Origin of the sequence: Halanaeroarchaeum sp. HSR-CO (assembly GCF_024972755.1) — an archaeon.
Lineage (GTDB): Archaea > Halobacteriota > Halobacteria > Halobacteriales > Halobacteriaceae > Halanaeroarchaeum.
The window spans coordinates 2,681,451-2,699,067 of the sequence record NZ_CP087724.1; the positions used below are offsets into that span (position 1 = coordinate 2,681,451).

General features: G+C 65.6%; 16 protein-coding genes and 1 tRNA gene. 8 read left to right on the plus strand and 9 right to left on the minus strand.

What is annotated here, in order from left to right:
* Positions 1–55 precede the first annotated feature (55 nt).
* Positions 56–517 carry a hypothetical protein gene (locus HSRCO_RS13995; protein ID WP_259518259.1) on the minus strand — a complete coding sequence of 154 codons (462 nt, stop codon included), beginning with the start codon at positions 515–517 and terminating at the stop codon, positions 56–58.
* A 119-nt stretch (positions 518–636) separates the two neighbouring features.
* Between HSRCO_RS13995 and HSRCO_RS14000 the strand changes: the two genes are divergently transcribed.
* From HSRCO_RS14000 to HSRCO_RS14010, 3 genes are read left to right on the plus strand one after another with little or no spacing between them, the layout of a single operon-like run.
* A complete protein-coding gene (locus tag HSRCO_RS14000) occupies positions 637–2,019 on the plus strand; it encodes a signal recognition particle protein Srp54 (RefSeq protein ID WP_259518260.1) in 1,383 nt (460 codons plus the stop codon).
* A 51-nt stretch (positions 2,020–2,070) separates the two neighbouring features.
* The gene (locus HSRCO_RS14005) at positions 2,071–2,646 is read left to right on the plus strand and encodes a magnesium transporter (RefSeq protein WP_259518261.1); all 576 of its coding nucleotides are present in this window, start codon (positions 2,071–2,073) and stop codon (positions 2,644–2,646) included.
* On the plus strand, positions 2,647–3,219 hold the full coding sequence (locus HSRCO_RS14010) for a magnesium transporter (protein ID WP_259518262.1): 573 nt from the start codon (positions 2,647–2,649) through the stop codon (positions 3,217–3,219). It begins immediately after the preceding gene.
* Between the two features lie 19 nt (positions 3,220–3,238).
* On the opposite strand, the gene HSRCO_RS14015 is transcribed toward HSRCO_RS14010, so the two are convergent.
* From HSRCO_RS14015 to HSRCO_RS14025, 3 genes are read right to left on the minus strand one after another with little or no spacing between them, the layout of a single operon-like run.
* Entirely contained in the window at positions 3,239–3,658 is a 420-nt protein-coding gene (locus HSRCO_RS14015) for an RNA-binding domain-containing protein (protein ID WP_259518263.1), read from the minus strand.
* A complete protein-coding gene (locus HSRCO_RS14020; protein ID WP_259518264.1) occupies positions 3,655–4,209 on the minus strand; it encodes an AAA family ATPase in 555 nt (184 codons plus the stop codon). Before HSRCO_RS14020 ends, HSRCO_RS14015 begins: the two co-directional genes overlap by 4 nt.
* Positions 4,210–4,250: 41 nt before the next feature.
* A complete protein-coding gene (locus tag HSRCO_RS14025; protein WP_259518265.1) occupies positions 4,251–6,323 on the minus strand; it encodes an AAA family ATPase in 2,073 nt (690 codons plus the stop codon).
* Between the two features lie 226 nt (positions 6,324–6,549).
* Here HSRCO_RS14025 and HSRCO_RS14030 point away from each other — a divergent pair.
* Positions 6,550–6,654: transfer RNA gene (locus tag HSRCO_RS14030), tRNA-Arg, on the plus strand.
* A 1,115-nt stretch (positions 6,655–7,769) separates the two neighbouring features.
* Here HSRCO_RS14030 and HSRCO_RS14035 read toward each other — a convergent pair.
* Both HSRCO_RS14035 and hemG read right to left on the minus strand, forming a co-directional pair.
* A complete protein-coding gene (locus HSRCO_RS14035) occupies positions 7,770–8,729 on the minus strand; it encodes a 4Fe-4S binding protein (protein ID WP_259518266.1) in 960 nt (319 codons plus the stop codon).
* Positions 8,730–8,894: 165 nt separating this feature from the next.
* Complete coding sequence (gene hemG / locus HSRCO_RS14040) at positions 8,895–10,172, minus strand: protoporphyrinogen oxidase (RefSeq protein ID WP_259518267.1); 1,278 nt, start codon at positions 10,170–10,172, stop codon at positions 8,895–8,897.
* A 299-nt stretch (positions 10,173–10,471) separates the two neighbouring features.
* On the opposite strand from hemG, the gene HSRCO_RS14045 reads away from it, so the two are divergent.
* Positions 10,472–11,131 (plus strand): helix-turn-helix domain-containing protein, encoded by a 660-nt coding sequence (locus tag HSRCO_RS14045; RefSeq protein ID WP_259518268.1) that lies wholly within the window; start codon positions 10,472–10,474, stop codon positions 11,129–11,131.
* Here the strand turns inward: HSRCO_RS14045 and HSRCO_RS14050 are convergent.
* Both HSRCO_RS14050 and rdfA read right to left on the minus strand, forming a co-directional pair.
* Positions 11,128–12,912 carry an archaea-specific SMC-related protein gene (locus tag HSRCO_RS14050; RefSeq protein WP_259518269.1) on the minus strand — a complete coding sequence of 595 codons (1,785 nt, stop codon included), beginning with the start codon at positions 12,910–12,912 and terminating at the stop codon, positions 11,128–11,130. The genes HSRCO_RS14045 and HSRCO_RS14050 overlap by 4 nt on opposite strands.
* Positions 12,909–13,538: a rod-determining factor RdfA gene (gene rdfA, locus HSRCO_RS14055; protein WP_259518270.1), complete on the minus strand. Its 630-nt coding sequence runs from the start codon at positions 13,536–13,538 to the stop codon at positions 12,909–12,911. Before rdfA ends, HSRCO_RS14050 begins: the two co-directional genes overlap by 4 nt.
* 339 nt (positions 13,539–13,877) lie before the next feature.
* Between rdfA and HSRCO_RS14060 the strand changes: the two genes are divergently transcribed.
* From HSRCO_RS14060 to HSRCO_RS14070, 3 genes are all read left to right on the plus strand, one after another.
* The gene (locus tag HSRCO_RS14060) at positions 13,878–15,665 is read left to right on the plus strand and encodes a multiheme c-type cytochrome (RefSeq protein ID WP_259518271.1); all 1,788 of its coding nucleotides are present in this window, start codon (positions 13,878–13,880) and stop codon (positions 15,663–15,665) included.
* A gap of 105 nt (positions 15,666–15,770) precedes the next feature.
* Entirely contained in the window at positions 15,771–17,015 is a 1,245-nt protein-coding gene (gene hemA, locus HSRCO_RS14065) for a glutamyl-tRNA reductase (protein WP_259518272.1), read from the plus strand.
* The gene (locus tag HSRCO_RS14070) at positions 17,012–17,395 is read left to right on the plus strand and encodes a cytochrome c maturation protein CcmE (protein WP_259518273.1); all 384 of its coding nucleotides are present in this window, start codon (positions 17,012–17,014) and stop codon (positions 17,393–17,395) included. The genes hemA and HSRCO_RS14070 overlap by 4 nt, the downstream gene beginning before the upstream one ends.
* A gap of 115 nt (positions 17,396–17,510) precedes the next feature.
* On the opposite strand, the gene HSRCO_RS14075 is transcribed toward HSRCO_RS14070, so the two are convergent.
* On the minus strand, positions 17,511–17,615 hold the full coding sequence (locus tag HSRCO_RS14075; RefSeq protein WP_259518274.1) for a CcmD family protein: 105 nt from the start codon (positions 17,613–17,615) through the stop codon (positions 17,511–17,513).
* Between the last annotated feature and the right edge of the window lie 2 nt (positions 17,616–17,617).

The window sequence follows — 17,617 nt, forward strand, 5'->3', positions numbered from 1 at the left end:
ACCCGCCCGGCGGTAGCATTCACCGCACGCCCAGCGCTTGTGCCGTCTTCCGGTATCAACCCTCGGACGGGTCGTCCTCCAGGGTGACGGCGGGCGCGCTGGCGGCCACCCGACGCAGCGGCAGGCGACGACCACGGCGGTCGTACACCCGGACGTCATCGGACCCCCAGGGCGGTATCGCGACGAGGACCCGCGGCCCGAGGTCGTCGCTGCTGGAGAGGTCCGGGTCGGCGTCGGGATGCGAGACGAACCGGCCCTGTGCGGTGTGTGCGGGCTGTCCGAGATCCACCCCGAAGACGCGGTTGACAGCCTCGCCGGCCCCTGGAAAGGAGAACTCCGCGAAGATGGGCGTCGACGGCGGGACCTCCCCCAGCGGGATGCCAGCCCCGTCGTTCGGCTCGAGATCGTCCGAGTCACGGGTGGCGAGCGGGACGCTCACCGGGTCTGGGTCGCGGTCCCGGGCGAGTTCGAGCAGGGCATCGAGGAGTGGGGCGGTCACGTAGACGGGATTCGACACGACCAGACGTCGGGGCTCCACCCTAATAGTCGTGGCCTGGCACGGCCGGCAGCCGTCCTCGGGACGGGGCAGGGAGACAAGGCCTTTAATGGCCCGACGGCCTACGGAAGGGTACTACGATGGTACTCGACGACCTCGGGAGTTCCCTGCGGGGGACACTCGACAAACTCCGTGGGAAGTCCCGCATCAGCGAGGAGGACGTCGACGAGGTCGTCAAGGAGATCCAGCGGTCGCTGCTCCAGGCCGACGTCGACACGGGCCTCGTCATGGCGCTCTCCGAGGACATCAAATCCCGGGCCCTCGACGAGGAACCGCCCGGCGGGACCACCGCCAGGGACCACGTCCTCCGGATCGTCTACGAAGAACTCGTCGCCCTCGTCGGCGACTCCACCGAGCTACCGCTCGAAGAGCAGACCATCCTGCTCGCCGGCCTCCAGGGGTCGGGGAAGACCACGACCGCCGCCAAGATGGCCTGGTGGTTCTCGAAGAAGGGACTGCGCCCCGCGGTCATCCAGACCGACACCTTCCGCCCCGGCGCGTACGACCAGGCCAAGCAGATGGCCGAATCCGCCGAGGTCTCCTTCTACGGCGATCCGGACGAGGACGACCCCGTCACCATCGCTCGCGAGGGACTCGAGGCGACGAGCGAGGCCGAGGTCCACATCGTCGACACCGCCGGTCGCCACGCCCTCGAAGAAGATCTCATCGACGAGATCGAGGAGATCGAGGCGACGGTCGACCCGGACAACCGGCTGCTCGTCCTCGACGCGGCCATCGGCCAGGGTGCCAAAGAGCAGGCCCAGCGGTTCGACGACGCCATCGGCATCGACGGCGTCGTCATCACCAAACTCGACGGGACGGCCAAGGGTGGCGGGGCGCTGACCGCCGTCAACGAGACGGGCTCGACCATCGCGTTCCTCGGGTCGGGCGAGACCGTCCAGGACATCGAACGCTTCGAGCCCTCGGGGTTCATCTCCCGGCTCCTCGGCATGGGGGACCTGAAACAGCTCACCGAGCGCGTCGAGCGCGCGATGCAGGAGACCGAAGCCGAAGAGGAGGACTGGGACCCGGAGGACATGCTCCAGGGCGAGTTCACCCTCAAGGACATGCGCCACCAGATGAAGGCCATCGACCGCATGGGCCCGCTGGGGCAGGTCATGGACATGATCCCGGGGATGGGCGGCAACGTCATGGACCAGTTGCCCGACGACGCGATGGACGTCACCCAGGAACGGATGCGCTCGTTCGACGTCATCATGGACTCGATGACCGAGGGGGAACTCGAGAACCCGCGCTCCATCGGCCAGAGCCGCACGGAGCGTATCGCCCGCGGCAGCGGGACCACCGAGGACGACGTCAGGGAGTTGCTCGAGCAGTACCGGATGATGTCCCGCGCCATCAAGCAGTTCCAGGGGATGGGCGACAGCGATATGCAGCGGATGATGAAACAGATGGAAGGCGGCGGCGACATGGGCGACCTGGGCGGCAACGGTCCGTTCTGAGAGTCCACCCAGGCCGTGGGCCTTTTTATCGTATCGCTGCGTTGTGCGCCCATGAGCGTCCGCGAGGTGGTCGTGGAGAGCTTCCGGGAGGGAGCCGCCCCCATCGCCGCGAGCGCGGTCGGCGGGTTGACCGCCGGCGTCATCCTCGGGGGGATGCAAGAGCAACTCGCCGCGCTCCCCGGCTTGCTCGTCCTCGTCCCCGCGCTGCTGGCGACCCGGGGAAACGTCTACGGTGCGTTCGCCTCCCGCATCGCCTCCGGCCTCCACCAGGGGCTGATCGATTCTCACATCCGACCGGACGACCGGCTCCAGGCCGCCGTTATCGCCGCGATGTCGAACAACATCCTCGCGAGTGGCTTCGCCGCGATGCTCACGGTCGTGATTCTCCGCTGGATCGACTATCCGGTCGCCGGGATGGCCGAGCTGTTCGGTATCGCCGTACTCGCGGCCTTCCTCGCGGGACTCGTGTTGACAGTCGTCGTGATCGTCGTCATGCTGCTCGGGTTCCGGCGCGGCATCGACCCGGACACCCTCGTGGGCCCACTGGTGACGACGACCGGGGACGTCATCGGTATCGGCTTTCTGTTGATCGCCGTCGAGATCGTCCTCGCGCTGGGGGTCGCGTAGATGCTCGGTGGGCAGGGCACCCAGCAGTGGACCCTCCGTGGCATCCTCCGGGCGACCATGCCCGTCCTGCTCGTGCTCACGATCGTCGCGGTCGGGTCGGGACTCGTCCTCGGTGGGTTCGAAGACGCGCTCTACGAACACCCCTCGTTGCTCATCCTCGTCCCGGTCACCATCGGCACGGCAGGGAGTCTGGGGAGCTTGCTCGCCAGTCGACTCTCGACGGCGTTCCACCTGGGGACCCTCTCGTTCTCCCTGGATAACGAGGACCTGGTCGGGCACACCCTCGCGACGGTCCTGCTCGCCCTCAGCGTGTTCCCCATCGTGGGCGTCGGCGCGTGGGCCATCGTCGCCGGAACAGTCGGGTCCGAGCTCGGGCTCACAACCGTCCTCACCATCGCCACCGGGAGCGGCGCGGCGCTCTCGGTGTTGACCGTCGCCGTTACACTCGCGACGACCTACGGTGCCTACGTCCTGGGCCTCGACCCCGACGACGTGGTCATCCCCGTGGTCACGGTTACCTGCGACGTGCTGGGGGTCGTCGCCCTCTACGTGATGGTGACGTTGTTCGCCTGACTGTCGGCAGCCCTCCGGCTCACTCGCCCGGATACTCGGGTGGCTCGCCGTCCTCCGTCGCGGGCGCCAGGTAGTCGATGAACGCTTCGACGTCCGGTTCGTGGACGGTGATAGCCACCTGGACGTCGCCGAGTTCGTCGGGGTTGCCGACCGCGAAGTTGACCACGTCGTTCCGGGCGGCCTGTTTCGTGAGTTCGAAGGAGAACCCGTTTGGCCCCCGGTTCGCGAAGAACTCCGACCGCGCGGTGTCCAGGATCCGCTGCTGGAAGAGCCGTTTGCGGAAATGCGAGACGTCGTGGGTCGTTGCGGTCACCCGGTCGCCGTGGGTCGCGACCTCGCTCTCGGGGAAGAGCGTCGTGATGGTCTCGACTACCCGCTCTTCGACCTCCGTGGGGTTGACCGGGGCTTCGAGTCGGACGGCTATCTTGTAGGTCGTCATCGGTCTCGTTCCTCCTCGAGGAGCGTGCGGACGCGGTCGCGAAAGACCTCGAGGCTGTCCGTGTTCTCGATGGTGACGTCGGCCGCCTCGATGGCGTCGTCCATACCGAAGCCCCGTTCGCGCTCGTCGCGCTCGGCCAGGGACTCACCGCCGTCGTCCTCGGCGGCATCACGTCCCCGGTCGGCGATCCGCTCCGCCCGGAGGTCGAAGGGCGCGAACACCTCGATCAGGGTGAACTCGTCGCCGAACGCCGCCTCGAAGACCGCGACCTCGTGGCCCGAGCGGATGCCGTCGACGAGAACGACCTCGCTGTCCTCGAGTGCCGACTCGATGATCGGGAGCGAACGGTCGGCGATGGCGGCGAGCCCGTTCTCCTCCCGCATCGCCTGCGCGACCCGTCCGTGATCCGAGGCGGGGTCGAGCCCCCGGTCCGCCGTCTCCGCTCGAACTACGTCACCCATCGTGACGACCGGGATGTCCATCTCGCGGGCCACGGCCGCGGCTTCGCTCTTCCCGCTCCCCGGTAGTCCGACGATACCGATGACCTGCATCGGGCCGACGTAGGTGGGCCCGGGCCTTTTGGATTCCGCTCTCAGTCGCCGCCCTCGCCACCGTGCGGGGCGGAGGGAGTGACCGCGGCCAGCCCCCGGGCGAAGTCCTCGGCCGTGACCCGGGGATCACCGCCCCGGCGGCCCTCGACGGCGGCCTCGATGGCGAGCAGACTCGCTTCTCGGACCACCGCCTCGATGTCGCTCCCGGTGTAGCCGGCGGTCTCCGCGGCGAGTGCGTCCAGGTTCACCCCTTCCATCGGCACCGAGGCGGTGTGGACGGTGAAGATGTCCCGGCGAGCGGCCCGGTCGGGCAGCCCGACCTCGACCAACTGTTCGAAGCGCCCGGTCCGGACCAGGGCGGGGTCGATGACGTCCGGTCGGTTGGTCGCGCCGATGACCACCACGTCGTCGAGTGGCTCCAGGCCGTCCATCTCGGTGAGGAGCTGGGAGACCACCCGTTCGACCACCTGGGTGCCGACGTCCTCGCCCCGCCGCGGGGAGATGGCGTCGACCTCGTCGAAGAACACCACGCTCGGGGCGTGCTGGCGGGCGGTCTCGAAGATGTCCCTGATCGCGCGTTCGCTCTCGCCGACCCACTTGTCGAGCACCTCTGGCCCCTTCACCGAGATGAAGTTCGCCTCGGTCGCGTGGGCGACCGCCTTCGCGAGCATGGTCTTTCCCGTCCCCGGGGGGCCGTAGAGCAGTATTCCACGGGGTGGCGTCGCGTCCATGTACTCGAAGAGGTCGGGGAACCGCATCGGCCACTCCACGCTCCGGACGAGCGCCCGCTTGGCCTCCTCGAGTCCGCCGACGTCCTCGTACGTGACGGTCGGGACGTCCACGTGGTGGTCCCGCATCGCGCTGGGTTCGGCGACCGCGAGCGCCCGTTCGAAATCCCGGATGGAGACGGCGTCGGCGTCCTCGCGCCGCGCTGCGGCCAGCACCGCCTCCGAGACCAGCGCCGAGAGGTCCGCCCCGACGAACCCGTGTGTCCGCGCCGCGATCTCGTCGAGATCGACGTCATCGCCCAGGGTGACGTCCCTGGTCCGAACGTCGAGAATCTCCCGGCGTTCCTCGCTGGACGGCACCCCGAGCGAGACGTCGCGTTCGAGGCGACCGCCCCGGCGGAGTGACGGATCCACGTCGCCGGGCTTGCGCGCGATACCGAGCAGGGCGACGCCGGATTCGGCCGCGAGCGCGTCGACGAGCGACCGGAGGTGGGCCGCGATCCGCTGGCTCCGATCCGTCGACCGGTCGTCGGCCGGGGCGATCTCGTCGAGTTCGTCAACGACCACCAGTGTCGGTGCGTTGGCCCGGGCTTCGCGAACCACCTTCGAGCACGCCTCGCCGACCGCTGGCGACCGCATGCCGGCGACGTCTGCACTGTCGAGCCAGACGACGTGGACGTCCATCTCCGTGGCGACGGCCTGCGCGAGGAGGGTCTTCCCACTCCCCGCCGGCCCGGTGAGGAGGACGCCGCCGACGCGGCGCTCGCCCAGTCGCTCGAATCGCCCGGGCTCGGTCAGTGGGCTGGTAATGGACTCGCGGAGCGTGCCGATCGCGTCGTCGAGACCGCCGACGTCGTCGACGGTGATCGACGCCGACCCACCCTCGCGGACCGGTTCGTCCCGGACCAGGACCGTCGTCTGCTCGGTGAGCAACACGGGCTCGTCGGGTATCGTGTCGGTGACCACGAACGGGAGCGAGAGGGTCCCGTCGAGGAGTGTAGCGTCGACCGCGTCGCCCGACGAGACCGGCCGCCCCGCCAGTGCGCGGCCGAGTGGCACCTCGCCCTCCTGGACGTCCACCGCCCGCGTCGGGGCGACGGTGACCTGCGAGGCAGGTTCGAGAGTGGTCTTTGCCACCGTGACGCGGTCACCGGGGTCGACGGCGGCGTTCTCCCTGACCGCCGGACCAAGTGCGACGCCATCGGTGTCGACGCTGGCTCGAGAGACCGAGGCTACGGTCCGGTCGCGGCCCTCGACGGCGACGTACTCGCCCGGGGCGACCCCCAGGCGGCGCATGACCGCTCGTTCGATGCCGGCTTCGTCGGCGCGAGCGGGTTGGGGATCGGTCGTGACCACGAGGTCGAGGGTGTCGGCGTCGGTGCTCATCGGTGATCGGTGGGGATCGGCGGTCGGTTGCGTGGCGGAGCGGCGTGGCTGTTCGGCCCGTTCGAGGTGGTGAACGACTGGGTGGAGCGGGAGCGTACCTGCATGGCTACGGAGCGGGGGGAGGAGTGTGGATACCCGGAGACTGGACCGCCAGGACCTTAAAAGGGCCGTCGGGCGACGGGACAGGCCGATATATATAAAGTTGGCACGGGCATAGCCGAGCGCAGGGCACGTAGCTCAGTCTGGATAGAGCGTCGGACTTCTATCCGCGGCAGCGTCGCTGTCGGGGGAAGACATCCGACGGTCGTGGGTTCAAATCCCATCGTGCCCGCTCGAAATCGGGGATTTCTCGCGGCCACGATTTAGTCCCGTTCGCGTCCGCTCACGGGACTCCCATCGTGCCCGCTTTGCTGCGAGCACCGTTCGCGAGCAGCAAACGGCACCGGGATTTGAATCAGGGAGGGCGTGCGCAACGGAGTGAGCACGTCCGACCGTGGTTCAAATCCCATCGTGCCCGTCCACCTTTTTACTCGTCGGGTGCGCAAAGCGCACCCTCCTCGCAAAAATCTGGACCAAAAACGTCCTCGGTGCTCACTTCGTTCGCACCGAGTGAACCGCCTCGCTCCGCTCGGCGGATGCTGGCGTAACGACAACTGAGCCGGTAACAAGCGGGTTGATTCAGGGAGGGCGTGATTCGACAGAGCAGCGCTCTCTCGTCATCCCAGAAATCTTCGAGTTTCGGGCGACAGCCCGAGATGGGTGCCAAGCGATCGACCGTTCGGGGGCGAGGGAAATATATTATATAGTTGGTAGTTACGTTGAACTATCGATAAAAGTATATATTTGCATGGCGACATCCGCCGTGGATCACGGAACGGAAGCGCATACCGAGTTCGATCAGCCCGACAAACAGACTGTGCCGGCTGTCGACTTGCGATTCGACGGTTCTGAGCGGTAGAGTGTCCTCTTCGTTTCCCGGACAAGTTCGGTAGCCCGTACTGTTGCCGACAAAAACGGGCTTCATTACCGCCCGTCCAAGGCCAACGGGAGCCTGCAATTGAAGAGGATGAGAGGCGTAGAAACGGGGTATTGGCGGTGAAACGCTCGGGTGCGACGAACGGTGCGATTTGCCGCCTGCACCCCATTGCAGGCGGCCGATCTGGAACGAGTGTTTCCTAATATATCGGTTATATATAGTACCTATAAATTAGATATGTTGTCGAAATATGAGAGTGTGAGGTTCACCGTCGTCGAGGGGTCGCTCACGAGCGATATACTCGAATTCGATCGGCACGTAATCAGCTCGAAGAGGCACGGGAGAGATTATCACTCGAATCACCCGATCAGTAGCCACCCGAGAACCCGTCTTGGACCGACCCGAATGCTGCCCAGTAGCCACGATCGCCCTCACCGAACCTCGGGGGTCGAGAACCGCCGCAAACGCACTCAATACGGTGGGTGGCCGACCGTATCCAGTTGCTGTATCAGCCGACCCCACTCGTGATAGCTCACGGCGGAGTTCCAGTGGCCCGTCGCCATGCCCACGAGAACAGCCGTCCCGACGAGCACCACGATGGCGAGGCCGACGGCCAGCGGCGAAACCCGTCGGCCGAGCGTCGAATAGGTGAGCGCGTCCTCCGGACAGGTCTCGATACACGTGCTACACCGCGTGCACTCGAGGTTCGAGACGGTTTCGAGTTCGTCGATCGCGATCCGGTTCGGGCAGGCGCGCGTACAGGCGCCACAGTCGGTACACGCGGACCGATCCCGTTCCACGTCGATCGAGACGGGACTCACGCGCCCGACGATCGCGAGGAGCGCCCCGTACGGACAGAGATACCGACACCAGACGTCTTCGACGAAGACCGTTCCGAGTACGAGGAGGCCGACGGTCACCACGACGGCGGGGGAGGGCGCGAGCCAGAAGTCGAGCATCTTCACGGCCGAGACGGCGTTATATGGCGACTGGAGGAATGCGATCGCGTCGGCCCCCGAGAAATCGAAGGCGATGACCTGCAGGAAGAACGCGAGAACGAGATACTTGATCGACCGCAGTCCCCAGTCCAGGAGCTCTGGTGGGCGGCGTCGGGAGATTCCTATCGACTCGGCGACCAGCCGGAGACGCTCCTGGAGGAACCCGACCGGACACGCCCAGCTGCAGACCCCCCGCTGGACGACCACGGCAGTCGCGAGAACGCCGACGAAGAGCACGAACGCCGCCGGGTGGACTGCGGGCACGTATCCCGTCGACACCCAGGCTTTCACGCCGACGAGGGCACTGAGTGGCAGAAAGGCTTCGACGCTCGACGGCAGCGGTACGTACGGCGTTCCGTACCGGAAATGAGCGACCCAGGCGACGAACTGGAGACCGCCGACGGCCAACAGGACCGTAACGACCAGTTGCATTCGGGTTCGGACCCACGCCGTCGAAAGGCAGTCACACAAGCGACGGGACATCGAGTGAACGTGTCCGGCGAGACGACATAAATTCCGTCCGGCGTTTTCCAGACCTGAGACACCGGGCGAAGATATTCGGGAGTCTCCTTATCGGCTATGTGTCGCCCGGCCACGTTACTGTTCCGCGATGGCGGTCGCGGTCCGCTTTCCGTCGACGAGCCGGCCAACGATCCCGGCGCGTTCGGTGAACGCTGTACAGAGGTGGATGTCCTCGGGGAGTTCGAGGGCGTCCAAATTGGTCCACGACCGGTCGTAGGCGGGCATTCCCGGCCGGAGCACGGTGACCTCGATCGGCGTCGCCGGCGCGCCCGTGATCTCCTCGAACTCGGTCGCCGCACGGCGCCCGAGGACCGACGGTTCGGTGGACAGCGTCGACGGATCGCCGCTGGCGACGTAGGAGGTGTAGATCCCCTCGCGGCCGAGCATGCTGTGGTTCCAGGTTGAGCCGCCGGTGATGTAGCCGTCGTCGACGACGTGGAACCCGTGGCCGTGGCCGTCGTACGCCGAGTGGAGATGAACCACGCCGAGTGCGTTGTACGTGAGACCGGCAATTGCGTCCCCAGCCGCTGGCGCTACCGACTGGAGGAGACTGCCGGCCGTGGGCGCCGGCGTGGCGAGGACGACGGTATCCACAGGGTCGGTACCGTCTTCTGTGTATAGTCGATAGCCCTCCCCCGCCGTCTCCAGGTCAGTGACGGCCGTCCCCAGGTGGATGCTCTCGGCATGGCGGTCGTAAATCGCCGCCGGGAGCGTCTGGAGACCGTCGGTAAAGGTGATGATCTCGGGGATGTCGACGCCCTCGCGGAGCTTACCGAGGACAGACCGCAGGACGCTGCCTTCGATGCCGGCGTGCTCGAGGGCCTTGCCCAGGGAGTACCGGACGTACATCTCATCCGGATCGGAGCCGTAGAGGCCGCTGTACAGCGGCCCCATAAAGCGCGTCGCCGCCTCGCGGCCGAAGGCACGAGCGAGGTATTCCGCGACCGTCTCGTCGTCCTGGGGGGGACCGGTCAGCGGTTCCAGGAGGACACGTGCCTTGCCCCGCCAGGAGAGCAGGTCGGTAGTGATCGCTCGACGGACCGAGAGGGGCATTGGTCGCAGGGCACCGTCGAAGTACGCGAAGAGGGGTTGATCGTCGTCGCCGACGACGACCTCGTCGTGGAGGTCGTAGGCGTCGATGAAGGCCTCGACGGGTCCCGTCGACCGCAGGCGCTGTGGCCCGGTCTCGAGCACGTGGCCGTCCCGGTGGAGCGACGAGACGACCCCGCCCACCTCGTCGTCGGCCTCGTAGACCACGACGTCGAACTCGTCGGGAAGATAGTGGACCGTCGCCAGCCCGGACATTCCCGCCCCGATAACGGCGATTCGGTGCTCCTCACGTGATCCCGACATAGACAGTTGGAACTCGACGCCCGACCTACTTGAATGATGTCGCTTCCCGTCGTGGGTATGAGAGCTGATGGTGGGAAGTTAATGAGAGAGGGTGAGCCGCCAGGGTCCGCCAGGAGAGGCGCACCTTCGAGACTGGCGTGGGGAATGGTCCGCTCTATAAAGATCGATCACGCATCAAACAACGATGAAGATGGGGTTACTTATTTAGGATGATTCCCCGTAGGTATACGTATAGTACATACGGCCCGAGGTGGCCCGCGTGCGGGTATACGATCGCCCGAGTCGATGAAAATCAACTCATGCAGGAACCCTCGTCCAGCACATCGAAATTCGACGACGTGCCCGACGAACTCGGCCTCGACCCGATGGTCTGCGCAGATGAGTGTGCTGTTCGGTTCCGCATCGAGATCGTTCCGAACGATGGGTGTTTGCTCGCAGAAGCCGACGAGCGCGTCGATGTCATCCAGCACAACTTCGACGAGGACGAGTGCGACGTGGTTATCCGCCGGGCGGACGGGACCGACCGCCAGTTGTATCACGGCTCGACGAGCGACATCGCGGCGTGTCCGTTGGTCGTCATGCGGGATTACGACGTCTCGCCGGCCGTCCACAGCGTCACGGCCGAAGGCTTCGTCGTCGACGGCTTCGTCTCCGATGAGGAGCGGGTCTGGCCGCTGATCGACGAGCTTCGTGCCCTGTTCGATTCGGTGACCGTCCGTCACGTCATCCATCAGGACGAACTCGGGCAGTCGCCGACCATAGACACCGTGGACCTCGCGGAACTGACGGAGAAGCAACGGCGCGTCCTCGAAACGGCGTATCGGGAGGGCTATTTCGAGCGCCCTCGTGAGACCTCGCAGGCGGCCCTCGCGAAGCGGTTCGACGTCTCGAAACAGGCCGTCTCCCGGTTGCTCGCACGGGCCGAACGGACCATTCTCGACCAGCTCTCGCTCGACTAGACGCCGGTGTCGACCGACTGGTCGCCCGAGACCACTTCCCAGTCACCGACGTCGATCTCGTGACCAGCGAACGCCGTATGCTCGGGGTAGGAAGTGAAAACGATGTACTCCGCCCGTGGCCGGAGCTGTTCAATGAGCGCCTCCACGTTCCGATCGGTGAGGACGCCGAGGTTGTCGAGTAATAATACGGGCAAGACCGATGCGACGTCGAAGGCCTCGTACCCGGCGATGCCCACGACGATCCCCAGGAGCTCACGTTCGCCCTGACTGAGGGCGTCGAGGTTCGTCTCGCGACCGTGGCGGGCCACCACCAGCTCGAAGCTGTCCGTGAGCCGCGCGGCCTCGAATCCCGTCTCGAAGACCTCGAGAAGCGCGTTCATCTGACGTTTGAACGCTTCCCGCGTTTCGCGCCGAACGCGCTCTTTTCGGGTTCGCAGGCGTTCGATCTCCGCCGTCATCTCGTCGTACTCCTCTTCTAAGGTCTCCAGACGGTCGGCTTCGGCCTCGAGGTCGGACAGCTCCTCGCGTCGGTCCGTCAGCTTCGATCGGGTGTACTTCAGCTCGCTCTCGACGTCGGTGAGAGCGTCCGTCTCCGTCTCGACGGCCGCGGAAAGGTCCTCGACCTTCGCCTCGAGCTCGGCGAGGCGGTCGCGAGCCGATTCGAGGCTCGCCGAACGGTCCGCCAGACGTTCCCGTAACGTCGCGATCTTCCGTTCCAGCTCATCCCGCCGGTTCCGACGCTTGGCGATCGATTCGCGACGGCTTTCGAGGCTTTCGAGCTGCTCGTCGTAGCTTTGCACCTCCTCCCGCAGGTCGGTCACACGCTCGCCGAGGGTTTCGAGGGACGCCTCGATCGACGATCGATCGGCGGATTGGCCGCAGATCCAGCACTCGACGGTGTCGGCCAGCAAATCGTGTTGAACCGTCGCCAGCTCGTCGTGGGCGTCCGACTCGAAAAACCGCTTGTTCGCGGTGTAGAGGTCCTGGAAGAGGTCCGCCCGTCGTTCGACGGATTCGTACTCCTCGCGAACGGCGTCGATCTCCTCCTCGAGGGCCGCCGGATCTTCGACCTCGAGGCCCTCCAGTTCCGCTCGATGGGCGTCGAGTCGCTCCTCGATCCGTTCGGTCGTGCTCTCGAGACGCTCGATCCGGTCGGCGATCCGGTCGCGTTCCGCTCTGGTTTCGCTCAACTCGTCGCGCGTGTCACTTCCCCCCTCGTCAGCCGGGATCGAGGCCTGCTGGTCCTCCAGGCTCTCGATCTCCGCTTCGAGGGAACCAATCCGCTCGCGAACCGCGGGGATTCGGTCGACGGCCTCCCGGGCGCGTTCGAGCTCCGTCTCGACTCCGCTTCGCTGGCGTTTTATCTCCGCGATGGATTCGTCGATCGCCTCGACGTCGAGCGGCCGGGTCAGGACCTCGTTCAGGTCGCCCCCCTCGCGAACCGCCCGCCGGATCGGGTTCGTCTCGTCGAGGGCCGCGAACAGATCGACCCGAACCCGGTCGTACTCCGATTCCAGCACGGGCGCCCCTTCGCTGTGAACGCTCGTGCCGTCCCGCTCGAGGGCTATCGTCGAGGTCCAGTCGTCCGACTCGATACTGACTCGACCACGGTCGGCCCCCTCGGTCAGCGGACGCCCGATCCCGAAGGCGGCTTTGATCGCTTTGAGAAAACTCGATTTCCCCTGCCAATTCGAGGCTCGCACCGCGTTCACTCCCTCGTCCAGCGTCGCAGATCCCCGCTCGATACCCGCGATGTTCTCGATATCGATCGACCACGTCATGCGACGTTCGACCCCCTGGACTCCGAGCACTCGAACGACCCGGCCAGCGCCTCCGACAGTGGGATCTGGTAGGGATCGTCCACGCAACGGACCTGGACCTCCACGTCGATCTCTACCGAATCGGGGTCCGGAAACGCTCCTTTCGCGGACAGCGACGAGAGAGCATCACGAATCCGACCCTCGGCCATGTCCAGCGTTAGGTCGATGCTACGACGTTCCCAGTCCGATTCGCCTGTCGAAGAGTCCTTGTTGCCGTTCAGACAGTCATTCAGGTGGCGTCGCATCGTACTCCGCGAGACGAACGCCTCCCGCACACGGGCCGGGTCGATCCCGTCGCTGGCGAGGTCGTCCTCGACCTCCGCCCGGAGCAATTCGTCCTCGCCCACGAGGGCTTCGTATTCGCTGTCCAGGCGCACGCCGAGGGTCTCCCGCCCCGCGTTCTCGTAGAAGTGTCCCAACAACTGCTTGTTGAACCACTCCGTCAGCGTCCCGTAGCCGTCGGCGGGCCGACCATCGTCGCCGCGCCAGCGGACGAGAAGGTACTCGTCGATGTCCTCGGTCGCACTCGTGGGTGCGGTCAGCGCGAACCGATCCGCCAGTGCGTCGATTTTACATCCGTCGCCCATTATTCGCTGGTACCGGGTTGTCCGGTAAATACCTTCGCACTGTCAAGGGCGGCATCGTTCACTCACCGTTCTAATCAGATAGTCGATGATTTGGCATAGACAAAGGGTGTGTTTAAATGTTTGTTTAGTTATTATTAGTGTCCGGCCTGGTCGGGACGGTTTTGGCCGAGCGGGTCGGTCGTCGCCGGGTTCGACGGGGGTGGACAAGTTGCAACCCTGACGAGTCCACCCCGTTGACCTGACGAATCGTAAAGGCCTCAGCGGGCTCTTCACGGCCTGAGAAGCGAGGACAGGCTTTAAGGAGAGGCCATCACTACTCCCGCATATGAGGTATCGACCATGACTGAATACCCAGTCCGTACCGTGGCATGGGTGATCGGGTTGGCGGTGGTGGTCACCGTCCTGGTGGGCGCCGGCGCGGCTGCGCCGACCCTGGCTTCCGCGCAGCCCGCCGACGACACGTCGACAACCGTCGACGTGGCCGACGAGACGCTAGAGGAAGGGGCCCCGGTGGACAACGAAACGCAACGCTGTATCGCCTGTCACGAAGACAACCATCCCGGGATGGTCGAGGACTTCAAGACGAGTGCCCACTACGATTCGGGCATCTCCTGTCTCGACTGTCACGAGGCTGCTGACGACGAGCCGTCAGCACAGAAGCACTTCGGCAATGTCATCTCGCCGCTGGTGACGCCGAAGGACTGTTCGGACTGTCACGCCGAGGAGACCGAGGAGTTCCACGATAGCATGCACGACGAGTCGGCGTTCTACTCGGCGAGCGCACTTTCGAACGCCGACGCCGGCGACGCAGCGATGCCGACCGGGTGGAACGACAACGTGCTGTCGAACAACGCCCGAGCGACCGCCGAAATGGGCTGCCAGTCGTGCCACGGCGCCGAGCTGAAGGTCCTCGACGACGAGAACCCGAACGAGCCCGAGGACGACGTGACGATTCAGGGCTATCCGAACCAGGGAATGGGGCGGTTCAACCCCGACGGATCGATCGGTTCCTGTGCGGCCTGTCATCCCCAGCATAGCTTCAGTCTGGAGCAGGCTCGGTCGTCCGGCTCCTGTACCAAGTGTCACCTCGGCCCGGACCACCCCCAGAAGGAGATCTGGAAGGAGTCCAAGCACGGAAAGATGTACCACCACTACGAGGACGAGATGGACCTCGGGGCCGAGCAGCTGACCACCGACGACGTGAAGGCGCCGACCTGCGCGGTCTGTCACGTGTCCGGCCTCAACGACAACGAGGCTACCCACGACGTGAGCTCCCGCCTGAAGTGGACCACGGAGACGGTCTACTCCTACCCGACCTCCGAGAAGTACATGACCGGCGAGTCGGACTACGAGCTCGATGACGAGGTGGCAGCTCACTACGAGGAGCAGTACGATCTCGAGGAGGGGACGCTGGATTCCGTCCCCGCCGGCGCGCCGAACCCGTTCGCCGCCCTCGAGACCCACCGTCCTGATCTCTACGAGGAGTACGTCGTAGAGAACGACGAACAGTACCCACAGATCGACGAGGACTACGAGCCCACGCGCTGGGACTCCTACGACGGTGAATCCCAGGCTCCGGCGGAGGTCAAACGCGAACGCATGAAATCCGTCTGTACGGAGTGTCACTCCGAGACCTGGGTCAATCAGGAGTTCATGAAACGTGACGAGGTCATCGACCAGTACAACGCCGTGTTCACGGCCGCGACCGTGAAATATTACGAGCCGATCAAAGACCAGGCTCCCGTCGCCTCCCCCTACGGCGAGAGCTGGGTCGACAAGATCCACTGGGAGATGTGGCATCACGAAGGTCGCCAGTGGCGGATGGGTGCGATGATGGGTGGCCCTGACTACGAACACTGGCACGGCTCCTACGAGGTAGAGAAAGACGTCCTGCAACTCGCCCACATGAAGGACGTCATCGAGAGTACCGACGCGGGCACCGAGCCGAAAGAGGAAAAAGGAGAAGAGCAGGAGAGCGTGGACGACGAGTCGGTCGAGGAACAACGACCGGCAACGGTCGCGCCGCGCCTGCCCACCGGAATCCCCGGCATCGGTGCCGGAGCGATGGCAGGGGTCGGCGTCCTCGGTGTCGGGGCCGTGGGCCTCTACTGGCGCCGCGGCTACTGATCGGCCCGTTCACGGTTTTCACGCCGTCTGCGCTGAGCATCATCGGCCCGCCGTGGGCAGGTTATTTAACCCCGGACTATCTAATTACGCATATTGGTGAGCAGCATGGAAGCTCTGCATGGGGCATTCGTCACGCACAGGCGAGCCTCACTCTCGACGATCGAAGCCGCACGGTCGGTCGACGTGGAAGCGACGCGCGAGCGATTGCTGGCCCATGGTGCCAGCGAGGCCTTCGTCCTCCAGACCTGCAACCGGGTGGAGCTGTACGTGCGCGGCCCGCCGACGACCATCGCTCGGGAACTCGACCGGATCGAGGTGCCCGAGGAGGTCGTCGACCGGGCCCAGGGCGAAGCAGTCGCACGGCATGCCCTCCAGGTGGCTGCCGGCCTCGAGAGCATGGTCGTGGGGGAGGACGAGATCCTCGGCCAGTTCTCGACGGCCACGGAGCAGGCCCGCGAGGACCTCGGCGGCCCGCTGGAAACGGTCCTCGATAAGGCCATTCGTACGGGCAAACGCGTCCGCTCCGAGACCGCGATAAACGAGGGGCACGCCTCGATGGGGACGGCGGCCGTCGATCTCGCAAATCGACGATTGGAGGGGCTCTCGGGGGCGACGGCACTCGTGGTCGGCGCAGGGGAGATGGGGCGAAGCGTCGCCGGTCCCCTCGCGGATCGGGGGGCCGAGGTCCTGGTCACGAATCGGACCTACGAGACCGCACGCGAACTCGCTGACGCGGTCGGGGCCACGGCGACCTGTTTCGACTCAGTGGCGAGTCGGTTCCCAGACGTCGACGTCCTGTTCAGTGCCACGGACGCTCCACACCGGATCTTTGAGTACGACGACCTCCACGGGGAGCGCTTGCTCGCGATCGACCTGGCGAACCCACGGGACATCGACGATTCCGTCGCCGAGGCGAGTGGGATCGACCTGTACGACATCGACGACATCGGTGCCGCCGTCGACGAGTCTATCGAACGCCGGGAATCGGTCCGCGATCGGGCAGAGGCGATCGTCGAGTCCGAACTCGACCAGCTGGCGGACCTCCTCAAACGTCGCCGCGCGGACGAGATGCTGGGCCGCATCTACAGCGAGGCCGAGCGGATCCGTCGCGAGGAGACCGAGCGAGCCATCGACTGCGTCGACGCCGACGTCGACGAGGCGGTCTTCGAGCAGTTCGCCTCCTCGATCGTCAACCGCCTGCTCGCCACGCCGACGAAGTCGATCAAGGAGGCCGCGGCCGACGACGACTACGAGACCCTCGAGACCGTCTCGACGGTATTCCAGATCGGCGAGTCCGCCGGGCATCGATCCGAGAACGCCGCGTCCTCACCATCCATCGAGAACTCATGAAACGAACCCATCGCATCCTCCTGGGCGCCATCGTGATCGCCGTCCTCGTCGGGGTCGTCTCGACCTCGATGGGGACGACCACCGCAAAGGTCTCCCCGGGCGACCTCCAGTCCGGAGAGTACGACGGCGAGTACGTCATCCTCGAGGGGCTGGCGACCGACGTCCGAATCGGGAATACCGTTACCCTGACCGTGGTCGGCAATAGCTCAGAGACGCGCACGGTCGACGATAACGCCACCGAGGCGAGTGTCCCCGCGGTAGTCACTGACGATTCGATCCCGGCGACCCTCGAATCCGGCCGAATCGTCGTCCTCGAAGGTACCTACGACGACGGTCGGTTCGAGGCTTCCTCCGTGATGGTCAAGTCCCACGAGCAGTAACGCGACGCCACCGCGGACCCAGACTCGGTTGCCGGCGTACCACCGGTGACGCGTTGAAGGAGCAGGCGGCACCGAACGCCGATTCGCGTGGCGATCGACACCGAAAACGAGTGGCCTACAGCCGTTCTTCGAGGCGGGACAGCGAGCGCTGCAGGTAGTACTGGTAGCCGACGATCAGGGTGAAGACGATGCCGTACGCGACGAGGAGTTTGAGGTACATGG

Bases quoted from the DNA above. Each gene is read 5' to 3' on its own strand.
- HSRCO_RS14060 (WP_259518271.1), top strand. From the start codon at position 13,878: ATGACTGAATACCCAGTCCGTACCGTGGCATGGGTGATCGGGTTGGCG.
- HSRCO_RS14005 (WP_259518261.1), top strand. From the start codon at position 2,071: ATGAGCGTCCGCGAGGTGGTCGTGGAGAGCTTCCGGGAGGGAGCCGCC.
- HSRCO_RS14035 (WP_259518266.1), bottom strand. From the start codon at position 8,729: ATGCAACTGGTCGTTACGGTCCTGTTGGCCGTCGGCGGTCTCCAGTTC.
- HSRCO_RS14025 (WP_259518265.1), bottom strand. From the start codon at position 6,323: ATGAGCACCGACGCCGACACCCTCGACCTCGTGGTCACGACCGATCCC.
- HSRCO_RS14015 (WP_259518263.1), bottom strand. From the start codon at position 3,658: ATGACGACCTACAAGATAGCCGTCCGACTCGAAGCCCCGGTCAACCCC.
- HSRCO_RS14000 (WP_259518260.1), top strand. From the start codon at position 637: ATGGTACTCGACGACCTCGGGAGTTCCCTGCGGGGGACACTCGACAAA.
- HSRCO_RS14045 (WP_259518268.1), top strand. From the start codon at position 10,472: ATGCAGGAACCCTCGTCCAGCACATCGAAATTCGACGACGTGCCCGAC.
- HSRCO_RS14050 (WP_259518269.1), bottom strand. From the start codon at position 12,912: ATGACGTGGTCGATCGATATCGAGAACATCGCGGGTATCGAGCGGGGA.
- rdfA (WP_259518270.1), bottom strand. From the start codon at position 13,538: ATGGGCGACGGATGTAAAATCGACGCACTGGCGGATCGGTTCGCGCTG.
- hemA (WP_259518272.1), top strand. From the start codon at position 15,771: ATGGAAGCTCTGCATGGGGCATTCGTCACGCACAGGCGAGCCTCACTC.
- HSRCO_RS14070 (WP_259518273.1), top strand. From the start codon at position 17,012: ATGAAACGAACCCATCGCATCCTCCTGGGCGCCATCGTGATCGCCGTC.
- HSRCO_RS14075 (WP_259518274.1), bottom strand. From the start codon at position 17,615: ATGTACCTCAAACTCCTCGTCGCGTACGGCATCGTCTTCACCCTGATC.
- HSRCO_RS14020 (WP_259518264.1), bottom strand. From the start codon at position 4,209: ATGCAGGTCATCGGTATCGTCGGACTACCGGGGAGCGGGAAGAGCGAA.
- hemG (WP_259518267.1), bottom strand. From the start codon at position 10,172: ATGTCGGGATCACGTGAGGAGCACCGAATCGCCGTTATCGGGGCGGGA.
- HSRCO_RS14010 (WP_259518262.1), top strand. From the start codon at position 2,647: ATGCTCGGTGGGCAGGGCACCCAGCAGTGGACCCTCCGTGGCATCCTC.